This window comes from Streptococcus infantis, from assembly GCF_015546995.1.
Classification (GTDB): Bacteria; Bacillota; Bacilli; order Lactobacillales; family Streptococcaceae; genus Streptococcus; species Streptococcus infantis_J.
Genome location: NZ_JADMUH010000031.1, coordinates 1 through 12,181, shown reverse-complemented (window position 1 = coordinate 12,181; position 12,181 = coordinate 1). Strand labels below are relative to the sequence as shown.

General features: G+C 39.1%; 15 protein-coding genes and 1 other RNA gene. 14 read left to right on the top strand and 2 right to left on the bottom strand.

Annotated elements, in window-relative coordinates; genetic code table 11:
• The first annotated feature begins 198 nt into the window (after positions 1–198).
• Positions 199–1,485 carry an adenylosuccinate synthase gene (locus tag I1J71_RS08290; RefSeq protein ID WP_195184411.1) on the top strand — a complete coding sequence of 429 codons (1,287 nt, stop codon included), beginning with the start codon at positions 199–201 and terminating at the stop codon, positions 1,483–1,485.
• Positions 1,486–1,965: 480 nt separating this feature from the next.
• Here the strand turns inward: I1J71_RS08290 and I1J71_RS08285 are convergent, their stop codons facing one another.
• Entirely contained in the window at positions 1,966–2,505 is a 540-nt protein-coding gene (locus I1J71_RS08285) for a hypothetical protein (RefSeq protein ID WP_195184410.1), read from the bottom strand.
• 301 nt (positions 2,506–2,806) lie between these two features.
• On the opposite strand from I1J71_RS08285, the gene tadA reads away from it, so the two are divergent.
• From tadA to I1J71_RS08220, 13 genes are all read left to right on the top strand, one after another.
• Positions 2,807–3,274, top strand: a complete 468-nt coding sequence (gene tadA / locus I1J71_RS08280) for a tRNA adenosine(34) deaminase TadA (protein WP_195184409.1) — start codon at positions 2,807–2,809, stop codon at positions 3,272–3,274.
• A gap of 32 nt (positions 3,275–3,306) precedes the next feature.
• An RNA gene (ffs, locus tag I1J71_RS08275) (signal recognition particle sRNA small type) lies at positions 3,307–3,405 on the top strand.
• A 53-nt stretch (positions 3,406–3,458) separates the two neighbouring features.
• Positions 3,459–3,902: a dUTP diphosphatase gene (locus tag I1J71_RS08270; RefSeq protein ID WP_195184408.1), complete on the top strand. Its 444-nt coding sequence runs from the start codon at positions 3,459–3,461 to the stop codon at positions 3,900–3,902.
• 9 nt (positions 3,903–3,911) lie between these two features.
• Positions 3,912–4,367 carry an isochorismatase family protein gene (locus I1J71_RS08265; RefSeq protein WP_195184407.1) on the top strand — a complete coding sequence of 152 codons (456 nt, stop codon included), beginning with the start codon at positions 3,912–3,914 and terminating at the stop codon, positions 4,365–4,367.
• Between the two features lie 18 nt (positions 4,368–4,385).
• Positions 4,386–4,925: a histidine phosphatase family protein gene (locus I1J71_RS08260; RefSeq protein WP_195184406.1), complete on the top strand. Its 540-nt coding sequence runs from the start codon at positions 4,386–4,388 to the stop codon at positions 4,923–4,925.
• Positions 4,926–4,941: 16 nt separating this feature from the next.
• Complete coding sequence (locus I1J71_RS08255) at positions 4,942–5,433, top strand: hypothetical protein (protein WP_195184405.1); 492 nt, start codon at positions 4,942–4,944, stop codon at positions 5,431–5,433.
• Between the two features lie 39 nt (positions 5,434–5,472).
• The gene (gene radA, locus I1J71_RS08250; protein WP_195184412.1) at positions 5,473–6,837 is read left to right on the top strand and encodes a DNA repair protein RadA; all 1,365 of its coding nucleotides are present in this window, start codon (positions 5,473–5,475) and stop codon (positions 6,835–6,837) included.
• Between the two features lie 71 nt (positions 6,838–6,908).
• Positions 6,909–7,604 (top strand): TIGR00266 family protein, encoded by a 696-nt coding sequence (locus I1J71_RS08245; RefSeq protein ID WP_195184404.1) that lies wholly within the window; start codon positions 6,909–6,911, stop codon positions 7,602–7,604.
• 162 nt (positions 7,605–7,766) lie between these two features.
• Positions 7,767–8,261: a beta-class carbonic anhydrase gene (locus tag I1J71_RS08240; RefSeq protein ID WP_004250355.1), complete on the top strand. Its 495-nt coding sequence runs from the start codon at positions 7,767–7,769 to the stop codon at positions 8,259–8,261.
• Positions 8,262–8,476: 215 nt separating this feature from the next.
• Positions 8,477–9,445 carry a ribose-phosphate diphosphokinase gene (locus tag I1J71_RS08235; RefSeq protein ID WP_178894394.1) on the top strand — a complete coding sequence of 323 codons (969 nt, stop codon included), beginning with the start codon at positions 8,477–8,479 and terminating at the stop codon, positions 9,443–9,445.
• A 270-nt stretch (positions 9,446–9,715) separates the two neighbouring features.
• Positions 9,716–10,345, top strand: coding sequence for an amylase-binding adhesin AbpA (abpA, locus tag I1J71_RS08230; RefSeq protein WP_004250358.1), 630 nt, complete (start codon positions 9,716–9,718; stop codon positions 10,343–10,345).
• A 76-nt stretch (positions 10,346–10,421) separates the two neighbouring features.
• Positions 10,422–11,264 (top strand): class B sortase, LPKTxAVK-specific, encoded by an 843-nt coding sequence (gene srtB, locus I1J71_RS08225; RefSeq protein WP_004250360.1) that lies wholly within the window; start codon positions 10,422–10,424, stop codon positions 11,262–11,264.
• A 133-nt stretch (positions 11,265–11,397) separates the two neighbouring features.
• On the top strand, positions 11,398–11,835 hold the full coding sequence (locus I1J71_RS08220) for a CoA-binding protein (protein ID WP_195184403.1): 438 nt from the start codon (positions 11,398–11,400) through the stop codon (positions 11,833–11,835).
• 28 nt (positions 11,836–11,863) lie between these two features.
• Here I1J71_RS08220 and I1J71_RS08215 read toward each other — a convergent pair.
• On the bottom strand, positions 11,864–12,181 hold a 318-nt coding region (locus tag I1J71_RS08215), incomplete at its 5' end, for a putative sulfate exporter family transporter (protein ID WP_195184402.1).

Sequence of the window (12,181 nt, the reverse complement as noted above, 5' to 3'; positions counted from 1 at the left end):
TTTAATTTTATATAGAATAAGCTAAATAATTGTTATTTTTCAATTTAAAAATAAAAGAAATCCCTAATCTTTTCTAGTGTTTATCCTTGATAAAATAAGCTTTTTTTCTTATAATAAATTGTAAGATATAATTGTGGGTGAGATTCCCACCATGTATATGAGAAAGGACGAGCCATTAGGCTCAGACGAAATTTTAATATGACTTCAGTTGTTGTTGTAGGAACCCAATGGGGCGATGAAGGTAAAGGAAAAATTACAGATTTTCTTTCAGCTAATGCGGAAGTGATTGCTCGTTACCAAGGTGGTGACAATGCGGGCCACACTATTGTTATTGATGGGAAAAAGTTCAAATTGCATTTAATTCCATCTGGAATTTTCTTCCCTGAAAAGATTTCCGTAATTGGTAATGGAATGGTAGTTAATCCGAAATCTCTTGTAAAAGAATTATCCTATCTTCACGAGGAAGGCGTTACAACAGATAATCTACGTATTTCTGATCGTGCACATGTTATTTTGCCTTACCACATCGAGTTAGATCGCTTGCAAGAAGAAGCTAAGGGTGATAACAAGATTGGGACGACAATTAAAGGAATTGGTCCAGCCTATATGGACAAGGCAGCTCGTGTTGGAATTCGTATTGCGGATCTTTTGGATAAAGAAATCTTCCGTGAACGTTTAGAACGTAATCTTGCTGAGAAAAATCGTCAATTTGTAAAATTGTATGATAGTGAACCTATTTCAATTGATGATATTTTTGAAGAATACTATGAGTATGGCCAACAAATCAAGCAATATGTGACTGATACTTCTGTTATCTTGAACGACGCGCTTGATAATGGTAAACGGGTTCTCTTTGAGGGGGCACAAGGTGTTATGTTGGATATTGACCAAGGTACTTATCCATTTGTTACTTCATCAAACCCAGTGGCTGGTGGTGTGACAATTGGTTCTGGAGTAGGTCCAAGCAAGATTGACAAAGTTGTCGGTGTATGTAAAGCTTACACAAGTCGTGTTGGTGATGGTCCTTTCCCAACTGAATTATTTGATGAAGTTGGAGATCGTATCCGTGAAGTGGGGCATGAGTATGGGACAACTACTGGGCGTCCTCGTCGTGTAGGTTGGTTCGACTCAGTTGTTATGCGTCATAGTCGCCGTGTTTCTGGTATCACAAATCTCTCTTTGAACTCTATTGACGTTTTGAGTGGTTTGGATACTGTTAAAATCTGTGTGGCCTATGATCTTGACGGTCAACGTATTGATTATTACCCTGCTAGTCTTGAACAATTGAAACGTTGTAAACCAATCTACGAGGAGCTACCAGGTTGGCATGAAGATATTACTGGAGTACGTACTTTGGAAGACCTTCCTGAAAATGCACGTAACTATGTTCGCCGTGTTAGCGAATTGGTGGGTGTTCGTATTTCAACATTCTCAGTAGGTCCTGGTCGTGAACAGACTAATATTTTAGAAAGTGTTTGGTCATAGGAGATTTTTTAAGATTTGTTTAAGACAGGTCGGATATACTATAGACAGTTACAAGAAGACCTCCTAACTTGTTGTAACAAATTTCCTAAACTTTTCTTTTTCATAATAATCTCCCTATAAAGTCACCGCATTCGGTGGCTTTTTTTGTCAGCTTTTAAGTCATATTTAAGTGGCTTCTTTACTTTTAAGACAAAGAAAAAAACAGTGGGACAGAAATCTTTAGACCAACTCTCGATTTGGGACACCCAGATCTGTGAGGTTTCAACATTTGGGTAAATTGGTTAAAGTTGTGAATTGAGAAAAGAAGCTTTTGTAAAAGAAGCTTTTTGAATTCTCAAATACCAACAAATCGTTCAATTTGCCATCACATCAAAGGCGCATAACTAAGAAAAAATGAGGTTGGGATTTCTGATCCCAGCCTCTTCAGTGAACTATTTTCTTGAGAATTTGTAAGTTAGACAAACTTGAATTTTTTCTGAATCAGCTTACTTGATTATCTGATTTATCACTTTGAAATTGCTTCATTTCGTACATAAAAGCATCTGCTTTTAGTTTGTCTGTGATGATACTGACACTGACTAGCTTATTTAGTTTTTTTTCATGCCCTTCTAAAAAAATAGGATTTCTAATTTTTATGCTTAACTTTACGCAATTAAAAGGACGCTTTTTAATGGTTATTTGTTCGATATCTTGAAGTCCAAATTGATAATGTAATAGGCTGTGGCCTCTACTGCTATAGGTATAATACTGAACAATATTGTTTTTATAAATTTCTAATTTTACTCCATTTATGAAGAGATAATACCCCATAAACCATATAAGGAGGGGAGCATAAATCAGCGCTACCGCCATAACAATCTTGTCTGCAAAATCAGTATTGTAAGTCATCAGACGCTTCAGAATCCAGAGAATCATAACAGATATAGATATCATGGATGGTCCCCCTACTCTATTAAATGTATCTTTATATGGAAACATCAAGGTAAGTTTTGGTTCACCCTGTAAAAATTCTAATTGCATTAGTTACCCTTTCATCTTGTTTGTTATTTAAATCTCAGGATAATCATCTCTTGGAGACTTATAGTTAAAAATCTTCCGACAGATCTGGACATTCTGTATCAGTTGTCTCCATTACTCTCAGTTCATGATTTCTAATGTTTCTCTCAATTTTGCTATTATTATACTCTTTTTATAACATTATTTCTACAAACCAGAGATTGAATACTATCTAAAGTTGGTTTCTGCAAATATTATAGAGCTCTTTTTTTGTCTAGGAAAACATGCTATAATGATAGAATTGATAGCTAGGAAGAGAGAAGAGATGAATTACACGCTTGAAGAAAAAGAAGCTTTTATGAGAGAGGCCTTAAAAGAGGCAGAGATTGCTTTAGAGCATGATGAAATCCCGATTGGTTGCGTGATTGTCAAGGACGGTAAAATCATAGGGAGGGGCCATAATGCACGGGAGGAGTTGCAACGTGCAGTCATGCATGCAGAAATTATGGCTATAGAGAATGCTAATCTAAGTGAAGAGAGTTGGCGTTTGCTGGATTGTACGCTTTTTGTGACCATTGAGCCTTGCGTTATGTGTAGTGGGGCAATTGGTCTCGCAAGGATTCCAAACGTGGTCTACGGGGCTAAAAACCAGAAATTTGGCGCCGCTGGGAGCTTGTACGATATTTTAACAGATGAGAGGCTCAATCACCGTGTGGATGTTGAAACAGGCGTTTTAGAGAATGAGTGCGCAGAGATTATGCAAGACTTTTTCCGAAATCGACGTAAAAAATAATTTCTCTTTAAAAATAGAGGGGAATGTGGTATAATAACTAGTGGAGCAACAGTTCTGCGTGAAGCGGGTCAGGGGAGGAATCCAGCAGCCCTAAGCGAGTGTGAATTGTGTGCTCTTTTTTCGTGCTTTTTTCGAATAAATAAGATAAAATAGCCTAGAATAAAAGATTAAAAAGAGGAATAATATGAAAATTCGTGGTTTTGAATTAGTTTCTAGTTTTACAGATGAAACTTTGTTACCTAAACGTGAGACAGCGCATGCAGCTGGCTACGACTTAAAGGTTGCGGTGCGTACGGTGATTGCTCCAGGAGAGATTGTTCTTGTCCCAACTGGTGTCAAGGCCTATATGCAGCCGACTGAAGTGCTCTATCTTTATGACCGTTCCTCTAACCCTCGCAAAAAAGGCCTAGTTTTAATCAACTCTGTGGGGGTTATTGATGGAGACTACTATGGCAATCCAGGAAATGAAGGCCATATCTTTGCTCAGATGAAAAACATTACCGACCAGGAAGTCGTCCTTGAAGTTGGCGAACGTATAGTTCAGGCTGTCTTTGCTCCTTTCTTAATTGCAGATGGAGATGAGGCAGACGGCGTGCGGACTGGTGGATTTGGGTCAACAGGGAAATAGAGGAATAAAATGGCAGACTATTTATTAGTTGTAGACATGCAGTCAGATTATGTTGCTGTAGGAAAAGCATATCATGAAGAACTGACTGCAGCTGTAAATGACAAAATTGCTACCTATCCTAGCGACCGAGTTATCTATATTCTCAATCGTTTTTTCTGGGAGAGAAAAGATAGAAAGAAGCAATTTGCGACCGGCTTGCTGGTTGTATCTTCTCGTATTTTTGAGAAGCGTCGGGCTTCTTGCTTTACTAATCCAGATTTAAAAGATTTTTTAGAGGGAAACGGTGCTAAAAGCATAGAGTTTATAGGGGTAGATGGCAATGGATGTGTCAAGGCTTCCATTTTGGCAGCTGTTAAGGAGAATTATCAGGTTTCTGTCGATTTGTCTGCTGTCGGAGTTGCCAACCAGAAGAAATTCTCTAAAACACTGAAGCAGTGGCAAGATTGCGGAATCAAGATTGGATAGTTTTATGGGGATCTTAATATGAAGATTATCTTTGTCCGTCATGGGGAGCCAGATTATAGTATGCTTGATAAACTTGAAAATCCGCAACTCTATAGTGGTTTTGGTCGTGATTTAGCACCATTGACAGGAAAAGGTCGCAGTCTGGCAAAAGAAGTTGCTAAAACTGCATGTTTTGGAAAGGCAGAGATTATTATTTCATCGTCTGTGACGAGGGCTTTAGAAACAGCACATTATATAGCAGTTGAAACAGGATTGGACTTATTTGTAGAGGCGTTTTTTCATGAGTGGCGTCCAGACTTAGATGGCACTAACTCTGATTTAACTAGTGTATTGGTAGCTCATGAATATTATCTAAAACATCAAGGAGGTTTATCTGAAGATTCTCCTTATCGCTATGAAACTGATCTAGAGATGCGTCATCGTTTTTTAAGAGCTTTGGAAAAATATAAAAATTATAAAACTATTATCATTGTCACTCATCGAATGCTCATGCGCCAATTTGTGCCAGACGAGAAGATTGATTTTTACCAAGTGATTGAGTGTGAGATAGAGATTTAGAAAGAAGCACAATGAAATGAGTTATAAGGATTTTCAAGCTTTTACTGCCGAGAATTATCGAGGGTATAAGAAGATTTTTGAGATTAGTATTGGAGGATTTCTTTACCTAGCATTTCTCCCTGATGCCTATCATAAAATTCTGTGTATTTCTTCAGACTACATGTCAATCATTGATAGCGAAAATGGGCAAGTAACACCGATAGACGGAGATTACGATGAGGTAGAGTTAGTAGCCATGTGTGAGGGATATGATTCACCTATCCCTATCGCTGGTCAATACGGTGGAAATCTCCCTCTGGATAATGGCAAAGACATCAGAGTGACAATGGATAAAGACCAATCTGAAGATTATCCGATTTTAACTATTTATTGGGAAAAAGCTAAGGGAGATAAAAGTCAAATTTATAAAGGTTATTTACCCTATATTTTTGGATTTAGCCCTGATGGGGAGTATTATGTCCATGCGGATGATGGAGGCCTTACTGTTCTGAAACAAGATAGTTGCTGACGTGAAAAGAATAAGAGATTTTATAATGAGAGGATTAGAATTATAGCTAAGAAAAAAGCGACATTTGTGTGTCAAAATTGTGAATATAATTCACCAAAGTATTTAGGACGCTGTCCAAACTGTGGAGCTTGGTCTACTTTTGTGGAGGAAGTTGAGGTTGCAGAGGTCAAGAATGCGCGTGTGTCTTTGACAGGTGAGAAAACCAAGCCTATGAAATTGGCTGAAGTAACTTCTATTAATGTCAATCGAACCAAGACTGAGATGGAGGAATTCAACCGTGTACTCGGTGGGGGTGTGGTACCAGGGAGTCTCGTCCTAATTGGTGGAGATCCAGGGATTGGAAAATCAACCCTTCTCTTACAAGTATCAACCCAGTTGTCTCAAGTAGGAACAGTTCTCTATGTCAGTGGGGAGGAGTCTGCTCAACAGATCAAACTCCGTGCAGAGCGCTTGGGGGATATTGATAGTGAGTTTTATCTCTATGCTGAGACCAATATGCAGAGCGTGCGGGCAGAAGTAGAGAGAATTCAGCCAGATTTTCTCATCATCGACTCCATCCAAACCATTATGTCTCCTGAGATTTCTGGAGTTCAAGGATCGGTTTCTCAAGTACGGGAAGTAACTGCAGAGCTCATGCAGCTGGCTAAGACTAATAATATCGCTATTTTTATCGTCGGCCATGTAACCAAGGAAGGAACCTTGGCTGGTCCGCGTATGCTGGAGCATATGGTGGATACCGTGCTTTACTTTGAAGGGGAGCGTCATCATACCTTCCGTATCTTGAGAGCTGTCAAAAACCGTTTTGGCTCAACCAACGAGATTGGAATCTTTGAGATGCAGTCAGGTGGATTGGTTGAAGTTCTTAATCCTAGTGAAGTATTTCTGGAAGAACGCTTGGATGGAGCGACTGGTTCGTCCATCGTTGTGACAATGGAAGGAACACGTCCAATTCTTGCAGAAGTGCAGGCATTGGTGACGCCGACCATGTTTGGAAACGCTAAACGTACGACGACAGGGCTTGATTTCAATCGCGCTAGTCTGATTATGGCTGTCTTGGAGAAACGGGCAGGCTTACTCCTTCAAAATCAGGATGCCTATCTTAAATCAGCTGGTGGTGTCAAATTGGATGAACCTGCTATTGACCTGGCTGTTGCAGTTGCTATTGCTTCGAGCTACAAGGACAAACCAACCAATCCTCAGGAATGTTTTGTAGGAGAGTTGGGCTTGACGGGAGAGATTCGGCGCATAAATCGTATCGAACAACGGATCAATGAAGCTGCTAAGCTTGGATTTACAAAAATCTATGTGCCAAAAAATTCCCTAACAGGTATAAAGCCACCTAAGGAAATTCAGGTGATTGGGGTGACGACTATTCAGGAAGTCTTGAAAAAGGTATTCTCCTAATCGTTATGGTCAGTTTTAGATGACTAATTATTTTATTGCTAACATTTATTAAAAATAAGGAGGAATTTCTGATGAAATTTTCTATGGATAGTCACATGCAGTTTCCTTTGGTAGAGTTGTCGCTCAATCAGGGAGAAACGGTCTTTATTCAGCGTGGTAGCATGGTCTACCACACACCCAATGTAAGTCTCAATACCCAGCTCAATGCAAGCGGTTCTGGTTTGGGACGTTTTGTTAAAGCTGTAGGGCGTTCAATGGTTTCTGGTGAAAGTACCTTTATCACTCAAGCTGTTGCAGAGTCTGACAACGGCAACCTTGCTTTAGCACCAGATACTCCTGGTCAAGTGATTGCTCTTGAGCTAGGCGAAGAGCAATATCGATTGAATGATGGGGCCTTTTTAGCTCTTGATGGTACAGCTTTCTATACAATGGAGCGCCAGTCTATTGGGAAAGCTCTGTTCGGAGGGCAAGGCGGTCTCTTTGTGATGACTACCCAAGGTCAAGGAACTCTTTTGGCCAATGCCTTTGGCTCTATTAAGAAAATTGAGTTGCAAAACCAAGAAATAACGATTGACAATGCCCATGTGGTGGCTTGGAGTCAATCTCTGGACTATGATATCCACTTAGAAAATGGGTTCTGGCAGTCTATTGGTACAGGCGAAGGAGTGGTGAATACCTTCCGAGGTACCGGTGAGGTCTATGTACAAAGTCTCAATCTTCAGAGCTTTGCAGGCTCTCTTAACAAGTATATCCAAAAAGGTTCATAATATTAAAAAACTAGGACAGAAACCCAAGCTAGTTGCTGGATGTCTCTGTCCCAGTTTTTTTAATATGAAAGTTGACAGCTGACAAGACAAAGAAAAGATGGTAAGATAGGAGATAAATAATTTGGTGTTCAAATTATCTGGCAGACTAGAAAGTGAGTTGTCATGTCCTATTTTGAAAATTTTTTAAAAGCCAATCAAGCTTATGTAGAACTACATGGAGATTTGCATTTATCCATTAAACCCAAGACCAAGGTTGCAATCGTAACTTGTATGGATTCGCGTCTACACGTTGCGCCAGCTCTGGGGTTAGCTCTGGGAGATGCCCATATTTTACGGAATGCGGGAGGTCGAGTGACTGAGGATATGATTCGTTCACTTGTAATTTCCCAACAACAAATGGGGACAAGAGAAATTGTGGTTCTTCATCATACAGACTGCGGGGCTCAAACCTTCAATAACGAGGATTTTCAAGAGCACCTAAAATGTGAATTGGGAGTTGATGTATCTGGGCAGGACTTTTTACCGTTTCAAGACATCGATGAGAGTGTTCGAGAGGATATGAAATTGCTGCGAGAATGCCCCTTAATTCCAGATGATGTTATTATTTCAGGAGCTGTTTACGATGTGGATACAGGTAGTATGAGGGAGATATACTAACTTTCTAATTAAAAGCTTCTGGAGTAGCATGAAGTAGGATGAGAAAATTGACAAGTTTCACCTTTGATATCACTAATATAAGATAGTATAAGATAAGAGTATAAAAGTCTACTCTTGTCTTATTTTTTATTGAAAAATTGAGAAAAAAGCGCTACAATGGTAGATGGAAAAATGTTGTGAAAAACACAAGTGATACATAAATACCGGAGGAAATCATGTCTTTTTCTGATTTAAAGCTGTTTGCCCTTTCTTCAAATAGAGAATTGGCAGAGCGTGTGGCGCAAGAGATTGGGATAGAGTTGGGAAAATCGACTGTTCGTCAATTTTCAGACGGAGAAATTCAAGTTAATATCGAAGAATCGATCCGTGGAAAACACGTCTTTATTCTACAATCAACTAGCTCACCAGTAAATGATAATCTACTTGAGATTTTGATTATGGTTGACGCTTTGAAGCGCGCGAGTGCAGAATCTGTCAACGTTGTTATGCCTTACTATGGTTATGCACGTCAGGATAGAAAGGCAAGAGCGCGTGAGCCAATCACTGCAAAACTCGTTGCAAATATGCTTGAGGTCGCTGGAGTTGATCGTTTGTTGACGATTGATTTGCACGCTGCACAGATTCAAGGTTTCTTTGATATTCCGGTGGATCACTTGATGGGTGCTCCATTGATTGCGGATTACTTTGAGCGTCGTGGCATGGTTGGTTCCGACTATGTCGTTGTCAGCCCGGACCACGGTGGGGTGACTCGTGCTCGTAAATTAGCAGAATTTTTGAAAACTCCAATTGCCATTATCGACAAGCGTCGTAGTGTAGACAAGATGAATACTAGTGAAGTTATGAATATCATTGGTAAGGTAGAAGGTAAGACTTGTATCTTGATTGACGATATGATTGATACAGCTGGAACCATTTGTCATGCGGCTGATGCTCTAGCAGAAGCAGGAGCTGTTGAAGTTTATGCAAGCTGTACGCACCCAGTTCTTTCTGGTCCAGCAATGGAGAATATCCAGAAATCAGCCATTAAAAAATTGGTTGTTTTGGATACTATCTATCTTCCAGAAGAACGTTTGATTGATAAGATTGAACAAATTTCTATTGCTCATCTTTTAGGCGATGCAATCATCCGTATCCACGAAAAACGTCCTCTTTCTCCATTGTTTAGTATCGAGAAGACTATTTAAAATTACAGCTGAAAAAATAAAATATACTCTTAGAAATACAGAACCTAACACTCGCAAAACTCTGCATTGTTCGGATTTTAAACTTTTTTATATCAATTATTTCAAGAATTTTATTTGATTTTTGTAATTCGAATGAATTTTACTTGTTTTTACCAGAAAATATAAATTTATTTTTAAAAAAGCTTGACAACTCTAATATATGTGATATAATTTGAGTTAGTAAGGATTATCCTTATAATTAAATTTTAAAATTAAAGAGGAGATAAAACAATGAAGAAAGTTTTATTATCATCAGTAGCAGCTCTTGCAGTATTTTCTGCAGCAGCTCCAGCATTTGCATCTGACAATTCATATAGCTCAAATGCATTGATTCAAAAACACTACGTTTCAGAACGCGACATCGCTGACGAAGCAAACACACAAGTAGCAGCACACGAAGCTGAAATTAACGCTGAAGCTGAAAACGATGCAGCAGTTGTAGCAGCAAAACAAGCTCTTGAAGCATACGGATCAGGTCACCTTTACGGCGATTACGTTGCTAAACTTGAAGCAGCTCGTACTGAAGCACGTAATGTTGTACGCAACAAATATGTAGCTCGCCTTCAAGATGCATACCGTGACACTGCTTATGCTGAAGGTAAATACTGGAACGATCCAACTGGCGTTCAAGACAACAAAACAAAAGACATGCGTGATCAAGAAGATAAAGCTCTTAACCATGGTGTAGCTGAACAAGTATCTCCTGATCAAGCAGCAGCTGACCAAGCAGCAACTCAACCAGAAGGTGGTAAACCAGGTGCTGTAGACCAAGCTAAAAAAGCAGATGCAGCAGCTAAAAAAGCAGGAGCTTCTGCAAAAGCAGGTCAAAAAGCCCTTCCAAAAACACACGCTGTTAAATAATTTATTTATTTGGTGAAGTATACTATCACTGAAACTTTGTTTCAGTGATTTTTTTAGTAAATAACGAGGTAGAAAAATGAGTGGACACTCTAGAACAAAGAAAACACCAATTACTAAAATAATTGCTTCTATCGCAGCAGTAGCTATCGTTGCTTTGGGAGGCTTGTTTATATATAATAACAGCTTCTCAGCATCAAGTGAGAATAAGACGACTGAAACTACCGTTACCCAGGAAGCGTCAAAGCAAGCTTATACTGCTAGCGAGGAAGAAAAGGAATATCTCTCTAATAAATTTAAAGGTTTACTTGCAACAAACTCTGAAACTGTGGGGTATGTATATATTCCGGGTACACAGTTAGATGAACCAGTCGTTCAAACAACGGATAATGCGACTTATTTAGATAAGCGCTTTGATGGAGTTAACGAGCCTTTAATGGGGACAGTCTTTATGGACGCTGATAACAAGAAGGATTTTAGCGATCGATTAACTTGGTTATTTGGTCACGCTCGTGGTAGTAAAGTTCCTGATCACCGTATGTTTAAAGATGTGAACTATTTCAGTCGCCAAGAATATTTTGATGCACACCCTTATGTTGTCATTGAAACTCCAGAGAGAAAGTACTATTATGAAGCTGTTGCCATGATTATTGTTCCAGAAGAAACAGCTTTTTACCGTACTTCTTTTGATGATGATGCAGATTTTGAGAAACAGCTAACTACTATTTATGATACTGCAGAGGTTAAGAAACCAAATGTCAAGGTATCAGCTAAGGATAAATATCTTGTGCTTTCTACTTGTCGTGAAGAAGATGATACGATTCGTGCCAATCTCTACCTTCGACAAATTCCTGATTCAGAGTTGAGTGACTTTGTCAAACAACACGGAGAAAGCCTTCAGTATAAACCAACAAGAGAATAATCTTTAAATAAAATCTTTATGATCCTCTTAAAATTAAATGAATAGTTTAATTTTAAGAGGATTTTTTATTTTCATAGCAAATTTCTACAAACCCTTTCAAAATATGCTATACTGATGAAAAAGGAGGGTTTCTATGACTCAAGAATTTATCAATCCAAGTGATGGAGTGATCCGTCGGTATCTAGCAACCAGTAAAACTCTAGCTGTAGTAGGCTTATCCGATCGTGAGGAAACAACTAGCAATCGAGTGACTAAAGAAATGCAGGCTCGTGGCTATAAAATTATTCCAGTTAACCCTAAAGCTGCAGGTGGCGAGATTTTGGGAGAAAAGGTTTATGCCAGTCTAGCTGAAATTCCTTTCCCTGTAGATATCGTCAATGTATATCGTCGCAGTGAATTTTTACCTGATGTAGCACGAGACTTTCTCAAGGCGGATGCCAAGATTTTCTGGGCACAATTAGAACTTGAAAGTTTGGAAGCAGAAAAAATCTTGCGTGCTGGGGGATGCGATGACATCGTGATGAACCGTTGTATTAAGAGAGAACATACACGTTTAATTCTTGAACAATAAAAAGGTAGCCTTTAGGCTACCTTTTTTCTTAGAAAATACCGATGAGTGTTTGCATACCAAGACTAGTCAGAATGATAGCAATCCAGCAAAGGGCTCCAAGAAGAATGGATTTTCCACTGGATTTGATCATAGCAATGAGGTTGGTTTTGAGACCAATAGCACTCATAGCCATGATGATGAGGAATTTGGAGAGTTGTTTGAGAGGTGAAAAGAAGCTATTGCTGACACCGAAAGATGTGAGAAGAGTAGTTAGCAGAGAAGCTAGGATAAAGTAGAGAATGAAAACGGGGAAGATTTTTTTAAGCTTCACTCCTTGGTTATTGCCTTGTTGACGGCTTTGCCAATA

Coding starts and splice junctions, on each gene's coding strand:
- I1J71_RS08290 (WP_195184411.1), top strand. CDS start 199: ATGACTTCAGTTGTTGTTGTAGGAACCCAATGGGGCGATGAAGGTAAA.
- I1J71_RS08285 (WP_195184410.1), bottom strand. CDS start 2,505: ATGCAATTAGAATTTTTACAGGGTGAACCAAAACTTACCTTGATGTTT.
- tadA (WP_195184409.1), top strand. CDS start 2,807: ATGAATTACACGCTTGAAGAAAAAGAAGCTTTTATGAGAGAGGCCTTA.
- I1J71_RS08270 (WP_195184408.1), top strand. CDS start 3,459: ATGAAAATTCGTGGTTTTGAATTAGTTTCTAGTTTTACAGATGAAACT.
- I1J71_RS08265 (WP_195184407.1), top strand. CDS start 3,912: ATGGCAGACTATTTATTAGTTGTAGACATGCAGTCAGATTATGTTGCT.
- I1J71_RS08260 (WP_195184406.1), top strand. CDS start 4,386: ATGAAGATTATCTTTGTCCGTCATGGGGAGCCAGATTATAGTATGCTT.
- I1J71_RS08255 (WP_195184405.1), top strand. CDS start 4,942: ATGAGTTATAAGGATTTTCAAGCTTTTACTGCCGAGAATTATCGAGGG.
- I1J71_RS08245 (WP_195184404.1), top strand. CDS start 6,909: ATGAAATTTTCTATGGATAGTCACATGCAGTTTCCTTTGGTAGAGTTG.
- I1J71_RS08240 (WP_004250355.1), top strand. CDS start 7,767: ATGTCCTATTTTGAAAATTTTTTAAAAGCCAATCAAGCTTATGTAGAA.
- I1J71_RS08235 (WP_178894394.1), top strand. CDS start 8,477: ATGTCTTTTTCTGATTTAAAGCTGTTTGCCCTTTCTTCAAATAGAGAA.
- abpA (WP_004250358.1), top strand. CDS start 9,716: ATGAAGAAAGTTTTATTATCATCAGTAGCAGCTCTTGCAGTATTTTCT.
- srtB (WP_004250360.1), top strand. CDS start 10,422: ATGAGTGGACACTCTAGAACAAAGAAAACACCAATTACTAAAATAATT.
- I1J71_RS08220 (WP_195184403.1), top strand. CDS start 11,398: ATGACTCAAGAATTTATCAATCCAAGTGATGGAGTGATCCGTCGGTAT.